At 43.6% G+C, this 22,804-nt stretch carries 19 protein-coding genes; 3 read left to right on the top strand and 16 right to left on the bottom strand.

The window, feature by feature from the left end; all coding sequences use genetic code 11:
• Positions 1–16 precede the first annotated feature (16 nt).
• Both AAAT87_RS01115 and AAAT87_RS01110 read left to right on the top strand, forming a co-directional pair.
• Positions 17–1,861 (top strand): calcineurin-like phosphoesterase C-terminal domain-containing protein, encoded by a 1,845-nt coding sequence (locus AAAT87_RS01115; protein WP_349225389.1) that lies wholly within the window; start codon positions 17–19, stop codon positions 1,859–1,861.
• A 696-nt stretch (positions 1,862–2,557) separates the two neighbouring features.
• Complete coding sequence (locus AAAT87_RS01110) at positions 2,558–2,659, top strand: hypothetical protein (RefSeq protein ID WP_428848550.1); 102 nt, start codon at positions 2,558–2,560, stop codon at positions 2,657–2,659.
• A 37-nt stretch (positions 2,660–2,696) separates the two neighbouring features.
• Here AAAT87_RS01110 and AAAT87_RS01105 read toward each other — a convergent pair whose 3' ends face one another.
• The 9 genes from AAAT87_RS01105 to cysS all read right to left on the bottom strand — a co-directional run bounded on the left by AAAT87_RS01105 (position 2,697) and on the right by cysS (position 14,459).
• On the bottom strand, positions 2,697–3,176 hold the full coding sequence (locus AAAT87_RS01105) for a hypothetical protein (RefSeq protein ID WP_349225388.1): 480 nt from the start codon (positions 3,174–3,176) through the stop codon (positions 2,697–2,699).
• A gap of 12 nt (positions 3,177–3,188) precedes the next feature.
• Entirely contained in the window at positions 3,189–5,381 is a 2,193-nt protein-coding gene (locus AAAT87_RS01100) for a peptidase domain-containing ABC transporter (RefSeq protein ID WP_349225387.1), read from the bottom strand.
• 7 nt (positions 5,382–5,388) lie between these two features.
• The gene (locus AAAT87_RS01095; protein WP_349225386.1) at positions 5,389–7,920 is read right to left on the bottom strand and encodes a carboxypeptidase-like regulatory domain-containing protein; all 2,532 of its coding nucleotides are present in this window, start codon (positions 7,918–7,920) and stop codon (positions 5,389–5,391) included.
• A 46-nt stretch (positions 7,921–7,966) separates the two neighbouring features.
• On the bottom strand, positions 7,967–8,821 hold the full coding sequence (locus AAAT87_RS01090) for a GLPGLI family protein (RefSeq protein WP_349225385.1): 855 nt from the start codon (positions 8,819–8,821) through the stop codon (positions 7,967–7,969).
• A gap of 97 nt (positions 8,822–8,918) precedes the next feature.
• A complete protein-coding gene (locus tag AAAT87_RS01085; RefSeq protein WP_349225384.1) occupies positions 8,919–9,044 on the bottom strand; it encodes a hypothetical protein in 126 nt (41 codons plus the stop codon).
• A 66-nt stretch (positions 9,045–9,110) separates the two neighbouring features.
• Positions 9,111–10,613, bottom strand: coding sequence for a vitamin K epoxide reductase family protein (locus tag AAAT87_RS01080; RefSeq protein ID WP_349225383.1), 1,503 nt, complete (start codon positions 10,611–10,613; stop codon positions 9,111–9,113).
• 19 nt (positions 10,614–10,632) lie between these two features.
• Positions 10,633–10,983, bottom strand: coding sequence for a hypothetical protein (locus tag AAAT87_RS01075; RefSeq protein ID WP_349225382.1), 351 nt, complete (start codon positions 10,981–10,983; stop codon positions 10,633–10,635).
• Between the two features lie 139 nt (positions 10,984–11,122).
• Positions 11,123–12,880: a hypothetical protein gene (locus tag AAAT87_RS01070; protein WP_296972230.1), complete on the bottom strand. Its 1,758-nt coding sequence runs from the start codon at positions 12,878–12,880 to the stop codon at positions 11,123–11,125.
• A gap of 88 nt (positions 12,881–12,968) precedes the next feature.
• Positions 12,969–14,459, bottom strand: coding sequence for a cysteine--tRNA ligase (cysS, locus tag AAAT87_RS01065; RefSeq protein WP_296972232.1), 1,491 nt, complete (start codon positions 14,457–14,459; stop codon positions 12,969–12,971).
• 383 nt (positions 14,460–14,842) lie between these two features.
• Between cysS and AAAT87_RS01060 the strand changes: the two genes are divergently transcribed.
• Positions 14,843–16,348, top strand: coding sequence for a butyryl-CoA:acetate CoA transferase (locus tag AAAT87_RS01060; RefSeq protein WP_295023918.1), 1,506 nt, complete (start codon positions 14,843–14,845; stop codon positions 16,346–16,348).
• A gap of 64 nt (positions 16,349–16,412) precedes the next feature.
• Here AAAT87_RS01060 and AAAT87_RS01055 read toward each other — a convergent pair whose 3' ends face one another.
• From AAAT87_RS01055 to AAAT87_RS01025, 7 genes are all read right to left on the bottom strand, one after another.
• The gene (locus AAAT87_RS01055; RefSeq protein WP_349225381.1) at positions 16,413–17,015 is read right to left on the bottom strand and encodes an RNA methyltransferase; all 603 of its coding nucleotides are present in this window, start codon (positions 17,013–17,015) and stop codon (positions 16,413–16,415) included.
• A gap of 46 nt (positions 17,016–17,061) precedes the next feature.
• Positions 17,062–17,493, bottom strand: coding sequence for a SufE family protein (locus AAAT87_RS01050; protein ID WP_153092034.1), 432 nt, complete (start codon positions 17,491–17,493; stop codon positions 17,062–17,064).
• Complete coding sequence (locus AAAT87_RS01045) at positions 17,493–18,758, bottom strand: peptidase U32 family protein (protein ID WP_218420866.1); 1,266 nt, start codon at positions 18,756–18,758, stop codon at positions 17,493–17,495. The genes AAAT87_RS01050 and AAAT87_RS01045 overlap by 1 nt, the downstream gene beginning before the upstream one ends.
• A gap of 146 nt (positions 18,759–18,904) precedes the next feature.
• A complete protein-coding gene (locus AAAT87_RS01040; protein ID WP_349225380.1) occupies positions 18,905–19,873 on the bottom strand; it encodes an aldo/keto reductase in 969 nt (322 codons plus the stop codon).
• Between the two features lie 40 nt (positions 19,874–19,913).
• Positions 19,914–20,870 carry a sensor histidine kinase gene (locus AAAT87_RS01035; protein WP_349225379.1) on the bottom strand — a complete coding sequence of 319 codons (957 nt, stop codon included), beginning with the start codon at positions 20,868–20,870 and terminating at the stop codon, positions 19,914–19,916.
• Positions 20,857–21,651 (bottom strand): hypothetical protein, encoded by a 795-nt coding sequence (locus AAAT87_RS01030; protein ID WP_349225378.1) that lies wholly within the window; start codon positions 21,649–21,651, stop codon positions 20,857–20,859. Before AAAT87_RS01030 ends, AAAT87_RS01035 begins: the two co-directional genes overlap by 14 nt.
• Before the next feature lie 75 nt (positions 21,652–21,726).
• Positions 21,727–22,434 carry a response regulator transcription factor gene (locus AAAT87_RS01025; RefSeq protein ID WP_349225377.1) on the bottom strand — a complete coding sequence of 236 codons (708 nt, stop codon included), beginning with the start codon at positions 22,432–22,434 and terminating at the stop codon, positions 21,727–21,729.
• Positions 22,435–22,804 lie beyond the last annotated feature (370 nt).

The raw sequence follows: 22,804 nt of genomic DNA, 5'->3' as shown, positions 1-22,804 counted from the left end.
TAATGTAGGAGGAAAAATGAATAAAAAACAGATGAATACAGGCTTGGTCGTCTTCATCTGCTGCGTTCTTGTGGCTATAGGAGTTACCCTGCATCTCCGGAAGCATGATATGCTCCCTATTATCCACAAGGTAGTGGATAACACGACTGCCACGCTGGTGGCGGATACGGTGAAGAAGAAAAAGCCTGTGGTGAAGAGAGATTTCAATATCTCTGGTTCTTTAAAAGATACCGAGGGAAACGGTGTGGCTGGCGTTATCGTGAGCGATGGCTTCAAGTGTGTGAAGACCGATTCCCGAGGAAGATATAAGATGAAGCGAGACAGCTTGGCTCGCTTCATCTATTTTTCCGTGCCTGCCGAGTTCGAGGTTCCTACCCATTCGGCTACCGACCGCACGGCTTGTTTTTACCAGGCTGTTTCCAACAAGAAAAAGATTTATGACTTTACCCTGAGGCGATTGCCTGGCGGTAAGGAGACGAGTTATAAGATGATAGTCATCGGCGACCCGCAGGTTACCAATGCCTACAGCCCCTACTATACTTCTCCGGATGATAATCCCATCAAGAAGAGCGATGTAGAAAGATTCACCACACAGACGATGGCAGATATCAAGCAAACCATCAAGAGTCTTCCTGCCGGTACTCCTGTCTATGGACTCAGCATGGGTGACGACGTACAGTATTACGGCGGCTATAATCCACAGTTAGAGCGACAGATACGCCAGGCATTGGGCTCTTCAGAGATGCGCCTCTTCTCCGTAATCGGCAATCACGACCAGGATGGAAAGGCACTCTACCGCAGGAAGTGGGAGGAGAATTTCGGTCCTACCGATTTTTCCTTCGACCGTGGCGATGTGCATTATGTCTGCATCAACAACTGCTTCTTCCATCGTGGCATGTCTTATTATTCTCCTGGAGAATTGCGTGAGCGCCAGGTGAAATGGCTGAAGCAAAATCTGGCCCTTACGCCTAAGGATAAGAAGGTGGTGCTCTGCTATCACATTCCTTTTACCTTCGGCAATGCGCCGTTCAGCAAGGCGAAGCCGCTGACCAATGCCAATGAGGAGGGGCATTATTCCTCTTCCCGCCTCTCTCTCCTACTCTCTCTGCTGAAGCAGTTTAAGGGAGGCTATGAACTCTTCTGCGGACATACTCATTTTGCCTGCAACCACGAGATCAATTATGAGGGCGAGGATGTGATGGAGCATTGCCATGCTGCCGCCTGTGGCAACATCTGGCAGTCGAATATCAACATCTGCGGTACGCCGAACGGATATTATGTCTATAGTTTTGTGGGTACCAGTATCAGCAACTGCTATTACAAGGGAACTTTCTGGGACAAGAGCAAGCAGATGACCATCTTCCGTGCCCAGACCGATTTCAACGGCGAGAAATATGCCAAAGACTGGCAGTTGGCAAACAATAGGAATATCCTGGTAGCCAATGTCTTCAATGCCACCAGTCACTGGCGTGTGGTAGCCATAGAGGATGGCAAGGAATATCTGATGCGCCGCATCAGCAGCAAGGGTCAGGATGCCTTTGCAGCCGGCTATCATCATAAGTACAGCGAGAGTGTATCCTATCGGTTCGTGAGCAAGGGAAATGGTTATCTCATCATGAACCACCTTTATTATTATGTACCAAAGAACCCAAATGCCAAGATTACCATCAAGGCAAGCGACCCATACGGTCATACATTCACGGCAAGCAGCAGCGATGCCGTAGCCGAGCCTTTCGCCAACTATGCCCACTACTATGAGCGAGAGTACAAGGAATATAAGAAGCAGAAAGACTGCATGCTAAGAGATTCCGCAGTTACCAAGCAGAAGGATACGATTGCTGCTAAATCAGTCAATAACTAGAAAAGAAAAAGGAGATGCTACAAATTTTCAGCATCTCCGAAAATATTTAATGTGAATAATAAATCTCCTTTCACGGAATGTGGATTGTGCTGAAAATAAGAGAGTTAAGTGTGAAAGGAAAATTTGAGATGGTAATTGATGGCTAAGCTTAAATGTGGCGATGAGCCTTGCTTTTAAAGAGTATAGGTGGTCAAGGATCTGGTATAGTCAATAATAGATGTTTTGATAATGAATAATGGGTGTCTTTGTTATGAATGCTGGGATGAAGCATAGTAACCAGAAGGATGAGGAATAGATATTGGCAGGCGAAAAGAGACGATTTATCGACTGGATGACCAAGACCGTCTATATGGATGACTCGGGTCATCTATATGACTCACTCCCGTCATCTATATGGATGACCCGGGTCATCCGATACAAAGAAGCCTTTTCTATTCCTCTTGTGATAGTTGCTTTTTCCCTTAGACTAAGTTGCCTTCTCCTTATATTAATAGTCCTTTCTGCTGATTGTTATTGTTGTTTCAGTGAATTCTCCTTTCACACTTAAGTGCTTAATTATGTGTATATTCTGTTGATTGTGAAAGGAGAATGAAATTTTAATTGCTGTTTTGAAAAGCTATTTTTGAAGGTGACTTTATGTTGAATCGGCTCAAAATACCATTGTATATATGCAAAATCAGCTCAACTTGAACCAATATGAAACGCCTGTTTATGGACACTGATAGTTGGTTGCGACAACGGATATGTATGTGTATATGGAAGGCTTGGAAACTCCCGAAGACGAGAATTGCAAGATGAGCCATTGTGGAGATAGCAGTTGGGTATTCGGACTAACTTATCCGAATACCTGCTGCCATAAAGTCTTGTTGCTAATGATGATTCTTACATCTGCTTTCATATACTTTTGTAATACAGACTTTCTGCTATTCCCTTGTGCATTAATGGTAGCTGTTGCCACAAAGTAGTTGACATCTTCCTTGTGTACAAGCTTTGTGTTATGGCTTGTCACATCAAATTGATAAGAAATATTATCGTAGCCTTCAAAGGAAACATAAGCTGTTCTTGTCTCATTCAAGAGATACAGATACTTGTATGGTACAAACACCTGTACCATTCTATGATTAACAACCTCACCATTAGTCTCTATGGATATAGGATAAGGTATCTTGTAGAATGCGACTGCTAGGGCAAGGACTATGACGGTAATGATTACAGTCCCCAAGCTGACGAGACGAGGAGGAACTTTGCCTATCACATTCCTCACCTTCTCGCTTCTCAACTCTATATTATCTAAATCTTTTTCTTTCTGTTCCATATCAAAAGCATTTTAGTTTCCCAATTCCAACTGATTCTTCACCAAATTATAGTATGTACCTCGCTTGGCTGTCAATGATTCATGATTGCCTACCTCGACCACCTTACCATGATCTATGACTACTATTTGGTCGGCATTTTTCACCGTGCTTAAGCGATGAGCTACTATTACAACCGTCTTGCCCTTATAGAACTTATCCAGATTCTCCACGATGCTTCTCTCGTTGTTGGCATCAAGCGAGTTGGTTGCTTCGTCAAGGAAAATGTAGTCTGGATTCTTATAGACAGCTCTTGCTATAAGAATGCGCTGCTTCTGCCCTTGGCTCAATCCTACGCCATCACGCCCAATTTTGGTATTAAACTTCAGTGGCAAAGCCATCACGTAATCCTTAATGCAAGCTATCTCGGCAGCTTTCAGCAGACGTTCCTTGTCTATGTCGCCATCATCAACAGCAATGTTTCTAGCGATACTTTCCGAGAAGATGATACCATCCTGCATAACAACACCACATTGCCTGCGCCACCACTTCTTGTTGAGAGTATTGATGTCGGTATTTCCGATATAGATTTGTCCCTCCAATACTGGATAATAGCCAAGCATCAAGCGGATGAGGGTGGTCTTTCCACTGCCAGACGCACCAACGATTGCCGTCACCTTGCCTTGAGGTATGTGGATATTTACATCATCTATGGTCTTGTGCAAAGTATGCGGGTCGTACTTGAACATGATGTTCTTGATGTCAATGCCCTCGTCTTTATTCTCTATTGAAGTTTTCAAGCCTTCCTTTCCGTTCTCATCATCCATCTGGTGAATCTCGTTGATACGCTCCAAGCTAATCTTCACATCTTGCAGAGAATAGAAGAAGTTCATCAGTTGCTCCACTGGTGAGTTAAGCTGACCGATGATGTATTGCACGGCGAGCATCATACCGAGTGTCATCTGTCCATGAATCACAGCGGTTGCAGCTACTACCGTGATGATGATATTCTTTACCTCATTGATAAAAATGCTTCCTGCCTCTTGCGTCTGTTGGAGCTTAAGTGATTTCATCTGTACTCCAAACAGGTCAGCTTGAGTATCCTCCCATTCCCATCTTCTGCGCTGTTCACAATCCTGCAACTTGATTTCCTGCATGGAAGTAATAAACTCATAGGTCTTGTTATTGTTGATGGCTTGTTGCTCGAACAATTCATAGTAGAGCACCTTTCTCCGTTTTAAGAACAGGGTCATCCAACCACCATACAGAATGCTTCCAAGCAAGAAGATAGCAAACACCAATTTGTTGTAGAAGAACAGCACCACCGAGAACACTACAAAAGTGAGCATTGCAAAAGTAATGTTGAGCGTTTGCTGTGTGAGGAAATTGTTTACTCGGCTATGGTCGTTTATTCTTTGCATCAAGTCTCCCATGAGTTTCGTGTCAAAGAAAGACATTGGCAACTTCAAGAGTTTGATGAAAAAGTCGCTTACCAAAGAGATATTGATGCGCAGGGAGATATGCAGCAACAGCCATCTGCGGATAAAGTCAATAGCCGTGCGACTGATGGTTAACATCAATTGCCCCAACAAGATAAGCCAGACAAACCCTATGTCTTGGTTCTTGATGCCAATATCGACAATAGACTGGGTAAGGAATGGCAAGACAAGTTGCAAGAGGCTTCCCACAACCAACCCCAAGATGATTTGCCCGAAATACTTGCGGTATTTCTTCACATACCCAAAGAGAAAGCGGAAAGACCTATTTTCTTTGACATTCTCTGTCCCTTCCATTTTATAGGTAAAGAATGCAGGAGTGGTTTCCAAGAACATGGCGATTCCATTGTCTTCATCATTAGATCTTGTACTTATCCAATGCTTTTTGAACTCCTCAAGGCTGTATGTTACCAATCCCTTCCCAGGGTCTGCAATACAGAATTCCTTCCCATTCTTCACCTTGTATAGAACCACAAAGTGATTCTGGTTCCAATGAAGAACACATGGTAGAGGTGCTTTGCTAAAAATAGAAGTTGCAGCTCTTACACATGTAGTATGTAATCCAAGTATATTTGCTGCCTCATTAATGCCTAGCATAGACACACCTTCAGTTGTTGCAAAACAAAGCTTTGACAGGGAATCCATAGAATATTCCCTGCCGAAATATTTGCATACCATCTGTAAGCAAGCAATGCCGCATTGCATGGAATCCTTTTGTAAACATAATGGCATATTCTTCTTATTTAAAACATATTGACAACATGATTTCTCTTCCACGTAGATACCGAACAGACTCTATACGACTGAGGGTGTCGTAAATGGAATAACTATAAGTGCGGGTATTCATGATGTTTGAAGTCAACAGCTGTAAATCTATCTTTTTCCCCAATGCGTATTTTACTTTCGAATCCAACAAGAAGCAATCCTTGTAGGTGTCTTCAGACTGTTGGTTATGAAAATAATCGCCAGCCACCTCAAACATCAGTTTGGAGGTGGCCGAAATATCCATCGTAAATCTGTGCTGCACGTTGTTACGCCTGTTGTCAAGTGAAGTTCCTTTACTAAATGCTGAGCTGCCAAACGCCTTAAAAGCATAGGTCATATACAACCATTTATTCAAGTTGGCATTCACTTGTCCTCCTATAGAATAGTATGTTCTAACAAAATGAACGGGTGTCTCTTCACTCGACACTGCAGAGCTATTTCTTCTAAAAATGCCATTTATAGAAACACCGCCTCGAATGAAGTCAAGCGTCTTGCTTATATTTCCTATCGCTTGGAATGACTGCGAGAAGGAGGCTACGTCCTGATAATAGCTGATGATGTTGTCATCGGAAAATCTTTGGGCAGGCAAGGTTGGTGTGTCTTGCCATGATTTTGACAATATCAAATTGGCAAACAATCCCTCGCTGACATTGCGATAAGAGAAGTTACCCGACAGTCGTTTGTTTTTTGTTGTATAGAGTTTGTTGACTCCAAGAACTATTGTCCTGTAGTCGGCATACAATGGGGCTTCATGGATGTCATGCAAATCTGTTGGAGATTCATTCAGTCTTCCCGTAACTGTCATAGACAAACCTTGAATAGGTCGCCAACGCAACTTCAAGGTTGGTGACACAAATAGTTTTTCGCTATCATCGGCTGCACTTAAATGATAGGAATCATAAGATATAGGACACAACAAATCCACATTGAATCTACTTAATGTGTATTCAACTTGTGGAGTGACAAACAGTTTCAAATAGTTGGTTGTCAAGTCACCATATTGTACAGGTTCTCCTGCTACCGACACGGCAACACCATCCGCTTTTGAATCCAATTTACGAAAATATCCTTCGATACCACCTTCCAAAGAGAGTTGCACCTTTGACAAGTTGAAAGCATATTGCGCCTTTTCGTTGGTGAAGAAAGCATGGTCTTGATTCTTTTGATAAATCTTTCCTTTGGTCTGATTGGTAAAGTTGACATCTAAAGTGGATGTCAGGTTCTCCCACTCATTGTCTGCATAAAATGTAATAAGATGCTTCTCCGCAAAGCGTTTGATAATTTTGGTCTTATTACTGAGGTAAAAGTTGGGGGATTCAACCTTCTGAAAGTTCTCGCTCATGCCTACAGAACTATCATACCATTTCAGCACAGGCTTGAAGGTATTGTTGAAGAAATACGACTTTTTGTTCATTTCCACCACAAAAGAGCCCGTCAGTTGATTTCCTCTTTCCATGCCATTCCTGTCTTCCCTGATAACCTTTGTGGAATTTGGTATGAAATAGGTTATCTCTGAAGCCGCAGACATCTTGTTGCGATAGTTGTAATAATCTATCTGCCCCTTGTATTCTACCGCTTTTTTCTTCCACATGTGAGAGGTTGAAAACATGTGAGAGCGATTGAATAGGGAACGCTTAGGGTCAAGAGAAGAAATTGATGGAAGAGACAGAGACACATAATCGCTCAGTTGGGTGTTTCGCTCATTCTCTAGAAAATCGGTAGTCTGACTCTCCAAATTTTTTCCAGCATTATTACTTTTCAGAGTCGTTATCGTTTGATAGCTTGGCTGGGCTTTCATCAAGAATAAGTCTCCGTCCCATACCATTCCCTTGGGTTGCGTAGATACGCCACCAGCTAACTGACCATTCAGCAACCAGGTGCCTTTTGACTTATTCTTGAGTTTTAGATTGATGGCAGCCTGGTCGCTCAAGCCTATGCCAGAGAGTACCTGCATCGGTTGATGGTTTTCCAGTACTTCCACCATTCCGATGTCATTCGCAGATATACCATTCGTGGCTACCCCATATTTGCCACCCAGCAAATCGTTGCCTTCGATATAAAACTTATTGATGGCTAGACCTTGATATTCAATGCTTCCATTGTCTTTCACGTCAATGCCAGGCATGTGCTTCATCACATCCCCAATTGTACGATCTTGTTTTTGGGTAAAGGTTGCCACGTTATATTTGATGGTATCTCCATTAGCTCGTATTCTGTCTGCCTTCACCACAACCTCTTTGATACTATAATTTCCATCGTCTAGCTTGATAGTTAAAGGGGTATGTATCTCATTAATAGGCATGGAGTATTTCTTAAAACCCAACATGCTCACATTGACGGTAAGTTTTGTGGAGTCAGCAACATCAATGCTAAAGGCTCCTTCAGTATTCGTTGATGCAAAGCCCGCAATTTTTCCATTACCATTTTTTATAATTACATTAGCTCCTACAATAGGAACCTCAGTTGCCTTATTGACGACGTGACCAGATACGCTTGTTTGTGCCATAGAACATTCTATAGCACAAATCAGCATTACTATAAACGATATGAATCTATTCATGAGGATAGTCTGTTTCTTCAAAATCATAATTGGTATGCGCTGGTCTACCGGTGTCTGCCTTTATGTTTTGGGACTTAATACCAAAAGCACCAGATGAAAGAATCGCATTTTTGATACTTTTTCCTAAAGCCTTTCTATTTTGTACCAAAGCTTTAATTCGTTCTGTCTTAAATCTGTCACTATAATTAAAATACTCCACATTTCCCGCATTTTCACTCTGGATTTTCAAGGCAACATACTGATAGTGCATCTTTTCATCATGTGCCTCCAATATCAACCCTGGTAACCCCCAAAGTTTCCAAGGACCATCATGTATGGGGATTTCTGGGGAATACCAAGCTGTCCATTGGCGACCTCTATAATGGCAAACAGCCTTTAGACATTCATACCCACAAATTACCTTGCTGCTGTCAGGCACCAGTTGCCAACTCGGTTTATCTATGGGTTCTTGATAATACCAACTAGACAAGTTAAAGCGAAGGAACACTGTATTTTCTCCTTCGGGGTAGTTTTTGAAGATTACATCATTCTCTAACTCTGCCACACGGTGAAAGGCTTGATAGTCATTCATCATAGCCATCACGTAGTCAAAGTTACGGCTACTTATAGAGTCGTTAGTCTTTTTGGCTGCCGAATAGAATGCACTGTATTTCTTGCCTGCTTTCAATGTCAGCAAGTCTTGCTTGTAGTCATTGGCAGCATTTAGTGTATCCGTTACTTTTGTACGTACGTACACTACACTGATAATGGCAGGCTCCAGAACTTTCTCATCAATTACTACTTTGGCATTGACTGTATGAATGCTTGCAAACAAGATAAGTAAAATATAATATATATTTTTTTTCATTAACGTTTATAGATAATTAAAAGGTTGGAGGGGATCCTTCCTCCAACGATTAAATAATGTTTTAGCAATACTTTTCGAATTGGTCTGCCCATAAATCCTATTCTCCATCAGACCAAGTTGCTCCATTCTTATTGGCATTGGCAACTAAATCATCACAACGGCTATGAGCTTGCACTGAGCCACCCAATAAATTGAGCAACTCCATTTTAGATAACTGTTTCATATTGTTCTTGTTATGAAATTACACATTACTTGCACGCGAATGATTTTGCGTTTATAGGTCTTATGCCTACTTCTTTCTGATTATATGATCAATCATTATGTACTTTATATCTGAACTAGAATAATCCTCTGACAGCAAGATACCGTTTATAGCTATCATAGGATAGCTATGGATATTATTTTTTATAGCAACTTCCTGAAACTTTTGCATAAGTAATCCTGCTTTTTGTAGAATCAAGAAATCAAAAGTTGGAAAATCTGACAATTGTTTGCCTTTTGCCCACATTCGTAGCATTATCTTGAACTCTATTGCTTTTGTCAAATACAAACTTATCCAATTTCTTGCTGTCTCTGCAATTTCTTTGTTCATAGAGGCTATGATAAGCTTGATATTATATGGGCATACAGAATTAGAATTCATATATTCCATTAGCTCAAATAAAGCTTGGCGGCAATGTGGACACTCAGGAGAAAGAAACAAAACTATTTCGTCTGTAGCTTGATTCCCTATAATAGATATAGCATCAGGACATAAGACAAGACGTTTACTTCTCTTTTGTAAAATGTCATGATCTCTTTTAAATTTCAATAATGAGCATTTTGTTTGTTCCTCTCTATTTTTAAGCATCTTATATCTATGGTCTTGCCAAAGTATAGCAAGGAAAAAGAAGAACAATATGCCTTCAGAAACTAGCAGAGATAAATCTATGTTCCCTTTATGAAAGAGAGCAATGGTTGCTTCAATAACAAGGCACATCTGTAACAAAGCACAAAATAGACAAATCCTTTTGATTTTTAACTGTGCAAAAACAGTATAAGCCAATATTGGTAAACAACCAATGACTGATGGCATATAAATAGCATATATGTCTACACTTGACATTGAAACTATGCTAAGCAAAATTACCATCAATTGAGATGCAAAATATGCAATAGATAAATCTACTAATCTTATGGTCCCTATAGTAGCATAATTAGATTTTATAACTTTATCACAATCAACCGTTTTCCCAATATGGCACATACGAGTAACTGAAGTTGGAGCGTTTCTCTCTTCTTTAAGATACAGAAAGAGAGAAAACGCCAATCCTAAGATGCTAACCAAAGATGGCAATGCAATAGGTAGAGCACCTACTGATATCGCAAGAAATATCAGCAAAGACAACATCTTACCATAACTTACTTTCCGTATGGATTCTTGTTTTAATCCTACTGGAAATATTATGATGCCATCCCAAATTTCCCTTAATTTATCAATAGACTTAACTATCCACTTTTGCTCTTTTAGAGAATATAAATATAATTGTTGCGTATTATTTGCGCTTTTTGCTATAGCTAAAACTTGTTCACCATTTATCACTAAATGAACAAGGAAAGGAGATTGAACTTCATCAAAGTTTAATACATCGGTTTTTACAGCTTTTGCTTTAACACCAATAAACAACAACGTATCTATGACAGACGACAAAGAAGGGTAGCAAGGAGAAGATTCCAAAAAGAGTCTTACTTCTTGTACCTTTACAGATGGCTTAAGCATCTTGCAATATTTTACCATTACATCTGTCAACATTAATTCTTGCTTTTATAGTTTATAACTCTATTGTACTATGATACATACTATTCCCATCAGAAATAGAAATTTGATAGTTACCACTCAATTCTTGAGGAAACTCCAAGGTCGTACCTGTTATATAATAGGTATAAACTTCTCCCTCCTCACTTTCCAATATGAGCGTATAACCAACTACTTGAGTTGGAACAGTCAATGTGTGACCTACCAAATCAACGACCAAAGGACGTTTAGGTGCTCTACCTACAGGTTTCCCCATCTGATTAGGATTAACCAAGCCATAGAACAATGTATAAGACTCTGCCCTCGAATAAGTTGGGGACAAGCATATTGCCCCACAAAGAATCAATAATATTTCTATTTTTTTCATATTCGATAGTTTTAAATTCGATTGCAAAAGTATGGATTTTCGCCGAAACTTCCAAACGAAATGCGCTTTAATAATTTAGTGAAAATTTAGTAAAATCCACTATTGTGCTCATTATCAAGCTTTTATACTATTCGTATAACTATTGTATTTTCCTAACATATTCGTCAAATTCCTTTGGAGAACCTACTCGATTGCATAATTTAGCTAACATTGCTTTACGTGAAGCCGAGACACCTGAAGATGTTATGCCAACTAAATTTGCAATAAATGAGGTAGAGAATTCCAACTTCACTAACAAGCAAATATGATATTCTTTCTCGTTCAATCGTTCCTTCAATAATGGGATAAAAGATGGAATCAAATTCTCAACAGTCTTTTCCAACTCTTTCCAATCTTCCAAACCAATTTTCTCTTTCGGATGCATTTCTAAATAGTGAAACTTTTTGTATATGAAAGAATTTTTCAAAAGGACATCTACCTCAGTCAGCTGAGGATTATCAAATTTCTTGCAAATGTCCTTAACATTTTCCTTTAATTTAAAATATGCTTCTTCCTTTTCTTGAATAGCCTTGGCTGAAAGACTGTCTTTCTCTTTTTTCAGTTGGACAAGCTCTTCTTGTATTTTTGTTAATCTCAGCAAACTATCTTCGTATAAAAGTTTGGTAGTTTCTATCCTCTTCTTTTTCAAAAGTATATTTCTCCTATATATATAAGTAAGAATCACAAGGATAACAATACCGCTAATTACCAGAAGATATATAATGTGAGTTCTCTGGCTTGCCTTTTTCTCAGCCATAATAGCCAATTCTTGATGTCTTCCATAATCATACATCGCTTGGATTTGTTGTAACTGGGAGTTTCTGGTATCTATAAAGGCTGAATCTTGATATGTCAAACTCTTCAAAGCAAACTGTATCGCTAGATTAGATCGATTCACTTTAGAGTAGTATTGAGCCAAAGCTTTTGTCGTAGCAGCTTTATTGTTATATGATTTACAAAGACTTAAACTCTGCTTCAGATAATAGAATGCAGAATCTAATTGATTCATATACATATAATAAAGACCCCGTTCATTAAAAACGTAAGCTTTAGAATCATCATATTCTAAATTTCCCTCATAGTTTGTTGAAACATAAGTCTTAAACGCATCTGTCGCACTTTTAGTATCTCCTTGTTGCAAATAAAAACTATAATTGCAGCCAAATGCTAATGCTGACTCATAATTCCTTCCTATATGTCTAAACATTTTAGCTGCAGTCAAGTTAATCATGATTGCAGAATCAATTTTCCCCAATATAGCAAAGGTACCCATTCTGTTTTGATAAAATTTTATCGCATTGAGAGTATCTCCCGCTTGAAGCGCATATTTGCTTCCTTTTTCATATGCTGCCAATTCTTGATAAGGCAAATACTGCTTATCAAACAATGTTGCCATCTGACCATATACCCTAGCCAAAGTTGCATAATCACAATCCTTGGATGTAGTATCAGCTTGCTCTGTAGCCTTATGATAATACTCCAAAGCTGTTGGTGCCTCATGCATATCTCTATACACGCAGCCCAAAACATAATAAGCAAGCATACGATCATTGGCTGAGCCATGATGATCATAATAATCTGCCACTTCTAGCATCACACTATCAGATGTGAATGGAATATATGCCTTATTCATCGCCTTGTGATAAAGCAAATCATAACGCATTCTTTGCCTTTTCGTCAAATCTGGCAGCTGCGGTTTTATGCCATCAAGCATTCGGATGGCGATTTTTGCCGAGTCATCATCTACATCCATGATGCTGTCAGCTCGCTGCATCAAGTTATCATACTTCTTATTGCCTGTACAGGAAACTATGGCAAGAAGAAAAAATACGAAATATATGACCTTGTATCTCATCATTCTTTACGTTTTAGTTATCATACTAAATAAGGTATGTCTCTCAAAACGTTTCTTGAGAGACATACCTTATTATATATTGAGACGATTTTTACTTGTTCAGTTTCCAGGTAACACCATCCTTGGTGTCCTTTACCTCGAATCCGGCTTCAGCCAGGGCATCGCGAATCTGGTCGCTGGTAGCCCAATCCTTATCAGCCTTTGCCTTGGCACGCAGGTCGAGAACCATATCCACTACCTTGCCATAAGCCTCTTCACGAGCATCATTGTTGGCTCCCTTCTCGCTCTTCAAACCGAGCAGGTCGAAGGTGAAGAGATGCATGGTATCTGAAAGTTCCTTCAGGTCTTCGGCAGAGATGTTTGCCTTGTGGTCGAGGGCTGTATTGATTACGTGGCAAGCCTCGAAGAGGTAGCTGATGACAAGCTGAGTCTGGAAGTCATCGTTCATCGCATCGTAGCAGCGCTGGCGCAATTCGCTTACGAACTTCTTCACCTGCTCATCGCTCTGCTTAGCCACAGGCACACGCTCCAAATCGTTCAAACCATTCATCAGGCGCTCCAATCCCTTCTGGCTAGCCTTCAAGGCATCGTTAGAGAAATCTACGGTGCTGCGATAGTGAGCAGAGAGGATGAAGAAACGGATGGTCATTGGCGAATAAGCCTGCTCCAGACTGTCGTGATTGCCAGTGAAGAACTGCTCCAGGGTGATGAAGTTACCAAGACTCTTACCCATCTTCTGACCGTTGATGGTAATCATATTGTTATGCATCCAGTAATGAACCATCTGGTCGCCCTGAGAAGCCACAGCCTGCGCAATCTCGCACTCGTGGTGAGGGAAAATCAAATCCATGCCGCCACCGTGAATATCGAAGTGGCTGCCCAGATACTTTCTGCCCATCGCAGTACACTCGCAGTGCCATCCTGGGAAACCATCGCTCCAAGGACTAGGCCAGCGCATGATGTGCTCAGGTGAAGCCTTCTTCCAGAGGGCAAAGTCAGCCTGGTTCTTCTTCTCGCCGATACCAGCCAGCTCACGGCTCTCGTTGATCACGTTCTCCAGGTTACGTCCCGAGAGGATACCGTACTTATGATCCTTGTTATACTTCTCGATGTCGAAGTAGATAGAGCCGTTACTCTCGTAGGCATAGCCATTGTCCAGGATTTCCTGAACCAGTTTCTCCTGCTCTATGATATGGCCTGTGGCATGAGGTTCAATGCTAGGAGGAAGCACGTTCAGCGCCTCCATGGCATCGTGGTAGCGGTTGGTGTAGTACTGCGCAATCTCCATTGGCTCCAACTGCTCCAGGCGAGCCTTCTTCTCAATCTTGTCGTCGCCCTCATCAGCATCGTGCTCCAGGTGGCCCACGTCGGTAATATTTCTAACGTAGCGAACCTTGTAGCCCAGGTGCTTGAGATAGCGGAAGAGTATATCGAATGTGATGGCAGGGCGCGCATGACCGAGATGCGGATCGCCATACACGGTAGGGCCACAAACATACATGCCCACGTTAGGAGCGTGGAGCGGAGTGAATCTCTCTTTCGTACGAGTGAGAGTGTTGTAAATCAGTAATTTCTGTTCCATCTTGTATGAACCTTTCTTTTATATTATTTATATTTTTCTGCAAAGTTAACTCATTTTTCTGATATATCCGACAAATCATTCGCAAAATGTTATTAAATGCCCCTAAAATACCACTTTTATCTGATGAAAATGCTAACATGAGTAGAGAATAAATCGGGAAAAAACAAAATACAGGATGCAGAAAACAAAATAGTTTTTTGCATAAAGTAATCAGTTTCTGTATATCTATTCACTATTTGTAAGTTTTTTGCCTAATATATGCATAAAATTATCAAATTATTAGCGTATATCGAAAATAATATGTAACTTTGCAGCCGCAAACAGTTATCAATTATCAAGAAGGCGGCTATCAGTTCCGCTAATGAGTATTAAGAAAGAAGAAAATGGCATATACAAGATTGAGTGCTGCCGAAGCAGCAGCGATGATTAACGATCAAGATACAATCGGATTGAGTGGTTTTACACCAAACGGCGTGCCTAAGGCAACCTTCCGCGAACTCTCTAAGCGAGCAGTGGCTGAGCATGAGGCAGGAAGACCTTTCCAGGTGGGCATCTTGACAGGAGCTTCTACTTCGCAGAGTATTGAAGGTGACATGGCAGCAGCCCATGCCATCAAGTTCCGTGCGCCATTTTCTACCAACAAGGATTTTAGAACTCACACCAACCTGGGCGAGATAGATTATGAGGATATGCACCTCGGTCACATGGCTGAGCGTCTGCGCCGTGGTTTCTATGGCGAAATAGACCTTGCCATCATCGAAGTTTCTGATTTGGAAGAAGGCGAAACCACCTGCAAGGCATTTCTGACCTCTGCCGGCGGTATCGTTCCTACCATCGCACGACTCGCCAAGAAGGTGCTCATTGAGAAGAATACTTTCCACAGTCCAGCTTCTCGCTATCTTCACGATGTATATGAGATAGCAGAATGCCCGTTCCGCACCCCTATCCCAATCTTGAATGTGGGCGACAGAATTGGCAAGGAATATGTGGAGATTGATGCACATAAGATTATCGGTGTGGTGGAATGCAACATTCCGGAGGAGGCGCGTGCCTTCAAGCCACTCGATCCTGTAACCGAGCAGATGGGACACAATGTGGCTGATTTCCTGGTCAGCGACCTGAAGAAGGGGCATATTCCTCCTCAGTTCCTGCCTTTGCAGAGCGGAGTGGGCGTAACTTCCAATGCCGTTCTTGAGGCATTGGGACAGAATCCTAACGTACCTGTGTTCAGCGTCTATACCGAGGTGGTTCAGGATGCCGTGGTGAAATACATGCGCGAGGGAAGAATCAAGGATGCTTCCTGCTCTTCGCTCACCGTAACCAATGGTACATTGAAAGAGGTGTATGATGATATTGATTACTTCAAGAAGCATCTCACCATCCGCCAGAGCGAGATTTCCAACTCTCCGGAGGTTATCCGCCGACTGGGTGTCATCGCCATGAACACCGCCATTGAGTGTGATATCTATGGCAATGAGAACTCCAGCCACATTTGCGGCAGCAAGCTGATGAATGGTATCGGCGGCTCCTGCGATTACGAGCGCAATGGTTTCATCTCTATCTTCACCACGCAGAGTACCACCAAGAACGGTTGCATCTCTGCCATTGTTCCGATGTGCAGTCACGTGGATAGCACCGAGCACGATGTGGATGTCATCGTTACCGAGCAGGGCGTTGCCGATCTTCGTGGCAAGGGTCCGTTGCGTCGTGCCAAGGAGATTATCGAGAACTGTGCGCATCCGGATTATCGCCCTATGCTCCGTGAGTATCTGAAGTTTGCCGAGAAGGGACACGAGCCACAGAGCATGCGTGCCGCCCTCGCCATGCACGATACCTTCCTGAAGAAGGGTGATATGAGATTGACAGATTTTGGAGAATATCTGAAATAAGAAAATCCCCGATAGAGCCTGGCTGCTTTATCGGGGATTATTGTATTGATAACCTGATTTTTGTTTATAACTTCAGAAGTTTGGCGAATTCCCAAACCACGATGCCGGCTGTTACGCTGACATTCAGGGAATGCTTGGTGCCAAACTGTGGAATCTCCAGGCAGCCATCGCTCATATCCACGATGTTCTGCTTCACACCCTTTACTTCGTTGCCGAAGATAACGGCGTAGCCTTTTGGAAGTGGAGAGTGATGAGTGGAGAGTGAAGAATCTGATGGCTTCTCCCCTACTTCCTTTCCGAAAATTCTTTTATGGGATTTTTCGAGGTTCTGAAGCTTGGTAGAACCCTCTACCTGTTCAATGCTATACACAAAGTAGCCTTTCTGCTTCAGCTTTTCCACAGCCTCTTCGGTGGTCTTGAAGTACTCCCAATCCACGCTGTCTTCGCCGCCTAGTGCCGTCTTGTGGATTTCGGTATTGGGAGGAGTGGCGGTGATACCGCAAAGATACACCGCCTCTACACGGAAGGCATCGCAGGAGCGGAACACGCTTCCCACATTATATAATGATCGCACATCATCCAGGACTACTATCAATGGAAGCTTCTCTGCCTCCTTGAATTCCTCCAGCGTGAGGCGATTCATCTCTATCGTTCTTAATTTACGCATAGTTATTCTGAAATGAAGGGGAATATCCCCCTACTCTTTTGTATATTTATGCCTCTGCCTCCTTGGTCTTATAGGCCAGAGCATACATGCGAATCTGCTTGATCATCGCCAGCAGACCGTTGCTGCGGGTAGGACTCAGGTGATCTTTCAAGCCAATCTTCTCTACGAAATAGAGGTCGGTATCCATAATTTCTGTTGGAGTATGACCGCTCAACACACGAATCAGGAGGGCGATGATTCCCTTTACGATGAGGGCATCGCTATCGGCTGTAAATACGAGCTTGCCATCCTCGTAGTCGCACTGCAACCATACGCGGCTCTGGCAGCCGTCTATAAGGTTCTGCTCGTTCTTGTATTTCTCGTCGAGAGGAGCCAACTCGTTGCCCAAGTCGATGAGCATCTGATACTTATCCATCCAGTCGGAGAAGTCCTGGAACTCCTCTACCACTTCATCCTGCAATTCATTAATTGTTGCCATTATTTTATTTCTTTAATTTCGTTTACTGTAATCAACTTATAGAGCTTATCGTTAGGGCGCACCTTATCCGGTACGGGGATAGACACTCTCCAACCCTGCTGCGCTGTTTCCACAGGCTTCAGGTCGTAGCGGATTTCATCGGCATTGAGATACATCACGCCGGTGGTGTTACCCGTAATCAGAAGTTTCTCGCCCTTGTCAAAGGTAGAAGCTTCTACAGCAACCTCTGCCACGCCCAGCTTGGAGAAGTATTTCATCACCTTGCCCACGAGCACCTTCTTCTCGGTAGCCACAGAACCATAGTGCTTGTTCCACTCGCCGAGGGTCTGCCCTTGGTAGTAGCCATCCCAGAAACCGCGGTTGAATACGGTGGCAAGTCTTTCATCCCACTCATCCTTCTTCTCTTCGGTAAAGGTACCGTCCAGCACGGCGGCTATCGCCTCCTTGTAGCACTTCACTACGGTATATACGTATTCTGGTCCACGGGCACGACCCTCAATCTTGAAGACGCGAACGCCGGCATCCATCATGCGGTCGATGAAGCGGATGGTCTTCAAGTCCTTCGGACTCATTACATACTTGTTGTCTATTTCCAGCTGGTTGCCGGTTTCGTTATCCGTAACGGTATAGCTGCGGCGGCAAATCTGAACGCATTCGCCACGGTTGGCAGAGCGGTTGGCATTGGCAAGGCTCATATAGCATTTGCCCGATACAGCCATGCACAGGGCGCCATGGCAGAACATTTCGATGCGAATCTGCTTGCCCATAGGGCCGCAGATATTCTGCTGCTCTATCTGCTCATGGATATGCTTTACCTGGTCCATATTTAATTCACGTGCCAGAACAGAAACATCTGCAAAGCGTGCATAAAACTTCAAAGCCTCTGTGTTTGAGATATTTAACTGTGTGGAAAGATGTACTTCCTCTCCTACTTCATTGCAATAGCTCATCACAGCCACATCGCTGGCGATGACGGCAGAGATGCCTGCCTCCTTGGCAGCATCAATGATTTCCTTCATCGTAGGGATGTCGTTGTCGTAAATCACTGTGTTGACGGTGAGATAAGTCTTGATGCCATGCTCATTGCAGGTGGCAGCAATCTCACGCAGGTCGTCAATCGTAAAATGATTGGCAGAATGTGAACGCATGTTCAACTTGCCGATTCCGAAATATACGGAGTCGGCACCAGCCTGAATAGCGGCAGCCAAAGACTCGCGCGAGCCCACAGGTGCCATCACCTCAAATTCGTTTATCTTTGTATTCATGAATGCAATTTCTTATTTTTGGGTACAAAGGTACTGCTTTTCTTTGAAAAATCATACTAAAAGGCGCATAAAGATATATAATTAAGGTATAAAAACAAAAAGAGTAGCCACTAAAACCTGATATTTTAGTTGGCCACTATCTATTTTTAGAATGCCTTGGCATGAACGCATTTCATGTTCTTTTCAAGCTGGGCTGTTGAGCTGGCACCTACCAGTACGCTGGTTACGCCTTTCTGCTGCAATATCCAGGCTAGTGCCATCTCGGCGAGGGTTTCGCCTCGTTCGCCGGCTTCCGCATTCCATTGCTTCAACTGCTCCAGGAGTTCCGGAGTCAGGGCGTTGTGCTTCAGGAAGTGCTCCTTTGCCATGCGGCTATCGGCTGGGATGCCGTTGAGATAGCGGTCGGTGAGGAGACCTTGGGCGAGGGGAGAGAAGGAGATGAATCCGATGCCGTTTTCGTGGCAGTAGTCGAGGGTTCCGTTCTCCTGCGGCGCACGGTCGAGCATGTTGAGTCTGTCCTGGAAGATGAGCAGCGGACAGTCGCGCTCCTTCAGGTATTTATCTGCGAACTTCAGGGCTTCCAGTGGCCATCGGCTGATGCCGAGATAGAGTGCCTTGCCCTGTTTCACGATATCTACCATTGCCTGGAGGGTTTCCTCCAGCGGCGTATTCGGGTCGTAGCGATGACTGTAGAAGAGATCCACATAGTCCAGATTCATGCGCTTGAGACTCTGGTCGAGGCTCGCCATCAGATACTTGCGAGAGCCCCAGTTGCCGTAAGGACCTTCCCACATATCGTATCCCGCCTTGGTAGAGATGAAGAGTTCGTCGCGATAAGGCAGGAAATCATCCTTCATCAGTCTGCCCATGGTTTCTTCTGCGCTTCCGTATGGAGGACCATAGTTGTTGGCAAGGTCAAAGTGGGTGATTCCGTGGTCGAAGGCATAATGGGTGATGGCACGGCTTCTCTCGTAAGGATCCACTCCTCCGAAGTTGTGCCAGAATCCCAGACTAACTTTAGGCAGCAAGACTCCGCTCTTGCCGCATCTCTTGTAAAGTGCCTCTGCATCGCCATAGCGATTGGCATCGGCTGTGTAGATTCCTTTTAAGTCCATAATTCCTATTTATTTTATTTTTTAATAAGCTGCTGTCTGATTATTTCGGCAGCGAGATGGTGAACTCCGACCACTTGTCTTTCTCGCTCTTTACGCATATCTTGCCGCTATGGGCGTTGATTACCTGCAGCACGTAGTTCAGACCGATGCCGAAGCCGCCACGGGTCTTGCGGGCATCCTTTTCGTGCTCAGCGGCGCGCTCAAAGCGGTTGAAGATGGTCTTCAGCTCGCTCTTGGCTATGCCGATACCCTCATCAAAAACCTTGATATAAACGTTTCTGTCATCCTCCAGGGTAGAAATCTCAATGTTGATTTCCTCCTTCGAGTACTTGGTGGCGTTATCCACCAGATTGCTGATCGCTTCCTTCAGATATTCCTCGTCGGCTAGGGCAGAGGTGGCTCCAAACCGGGTGATGATATGGATTGGTTTCGCTGATTTCGCCTTGTATTTATCCACCACATCCTCTATCATCGTTTCCAAATTTACTTCCGCCTTCTGGATATGCAGCTTGCCGTGCTCCAGTTTCGAGATGGTGAGCAGGCGGTTGATGAGGGCAAGCAGATGCTGCGCCTCGTCTTCTACGATGCAGAAATATTTCTCCTTCATTTCCGGCTTCTTCTCCAGTACGCCGCTGTGCAGATACTTGGTTCCCATGATGATGGAGGTGAGCGGCGACTTCATGTCGTGAACCATCGCATAGGAGAAGTCCTCGCGCAGCAGTCGCACCCTTTCCTGCTCATCGATGTAGTTGATCTGATCGATGAGGCTCAGGATGATCACCACCGTTGTAAGGAGCGAGGTGAGAACCGTGAACTTGCTTTCGTAGAAGGCAGCGAGCAATGCCTGTGCCCTGACATCCGGTGCCAGGTTCCAGGGCGTTTCAAATCCCATCTGGTGAACGGTCATCTCGAAAGAGTTCCACATCCAGAACAGCTGCATGCAGAGCACGGCTATCAGTGCCGTGGTGCTGAGTGCCTTGGTTCTATTCGTTTTCATCTTTCACAAGCATTTCAGGCAGTTTCCTGCTCAGGGCAGCGAATCCGCCTATGGTTAATGCCGTACCGGCTATCAGGAGCAATATGCCGAGCACTTTCGATTCAAAATGGAAGGGAACCAGATTGGATACGAAATAGAGCACGATGAGAATGATGGTGCTGCGTGTCTTGCCGTATATCCAGCTGCAGTAGCAGAGGGTGATAAAACCGAGCACGGTCAAATCTACATTGATGTCACCACTAGGTGTTGCTGACATCATGCTGGCTGGCAGCATCATAATCGAGAGGGTGAGCAGCTGCACCCATCTCTTCTTGCCGCAGCGGATCAGTTCCTCCTGAATGGCGCCGAAGAAGATGTAGGCAGATATAAACGATCCGATGATATTGTATGGCAGGAAACCGAGATAGCTTATCTCCATCATCTGCTTGGGAAGGAAGTCGATATGGAAGAGGTTCATGATGGAATAGAAGACCATGGTGAAGCCCAGAATCGGCATGGTGCAAATGGTCATCGCCTTCCATTTGGCGGCAGGAATCACCTTTCCAAGCGAGAACCTGGAGAATTTGTAATGTCCGAAGGTGAACCATACGATGAGTATGCCCAGAAATCCGATGATAAACATAAACGGATAGATGGATTCCTCCAGACCTTCTATCTGCTGGCTGTGGGAGCCCGAAGGGATGTTCATTGCCATGTAGAGTCCCACCAGGAATCCTCCCAGGAAGATGGTGATGAGATATTCTGCAAGAAACAGTATGTAGTATAATATCGCTTTCTGCATAATGATGTCTTTTCTGTCTTTTTTCTTTATTCTAATTTGATTCTCGTATGATGTTATGAGGGGGTGGGGGGATGTTTATTCTGCGATGAGCTTGAATCCCACTCCTCTGATGGTTTTCAGTTCTACGGCAGGCTCGTCTTCCAGTGCCGTGCGGATTTTCTTGATGAAAACATCCAGGCTTCTGGAAGCGAAGTAATCCTTGTCTTCCACGCCCCAGAAGCGGCTCAGTACGGCTTCCCGGCGCACCACCTCGTTCTTGTTTACCGCCAGCAGTTCCAGGATCTTAGCCTCTCGTGCGGTAAGCATTTTCTCGCTGCCTTGCTGTGTATCTTTTAGTGAGGCGTGGTCGGCATCGAGCGTATATCTGCCCAGCTTGATCTGGTTGCTGGCATTCTCGCTGCGCTTTCCGGCTTTCAGCTGGATGAGGCTGTGGATGTGTGCGTCCAACTCTTCTGGGATGAAAGGCTTCTTGATATAGTTGTTGGCTCCGGCGGCATAACCTGCCTTCAGATCCTTGGGTGAGGTGAGACCGGTGGTAAAGAGGATGATGGTTTCTCCATCCACCTCCCTGATGTTCTTCACCATCTCGATGCCGTCCATGATAGGCATGTCGATATCCGATACGATGACATCGGGCTGAAAGTCTCTCCACGCCTTCAGTCCTTCCTTGCCGTTAACGGCGGTTTTCACTTCATATCCTCCGATGATATCCTCGAAGCAGCTTTTCTCCATATAGGCGAGGTTTTCATCATCCTCAACCAGGAGTAACTTAGTATCAGCCATAATCTTATCCGTTTTTGATGATTACGGGAGCCAAATCAGCCATTGTCTCCTTTTCCGCTGCAAAGATACATCTTTTTTGTGAAAAAGCCATATTAAAAGTGGGAGATTAACTTAAAGATAACGTTGGCGCCTTATCTCAGAATGACAGTGCAAAGATACGGCTTTTTGGGGGAACCACCAAATTTTGGGTGGCGATAAGGGGCGATTTTCAGCAGCTTTCAATTTGAAACTTCGTTAATAATCCTAACTCGTAGTTTTTAGAAGAAAGAAGCGTTGAGTTGTGTCTCCGGAAATATAGTTTTTTGTCTTAAAGTTCTTCCAGTAAGATAGTTAAGTAGAATATCCATCAGCAACAAAAAATGACTCAGTG

Origin of the sequence: Segatella sinensis (assembly GCF_040095255.1) — a bacterium.
Lineage (GTDB): Bacteria > Bacteroidota > Bacteroidia > Bacteroidales > Bacteroidaceae > Prevotella > Prevotella sinensis.
Note: the sequence above shows the minus strand (reverse complement) of the source record. Positions and strands in the feature narration are given on the sequence as shown.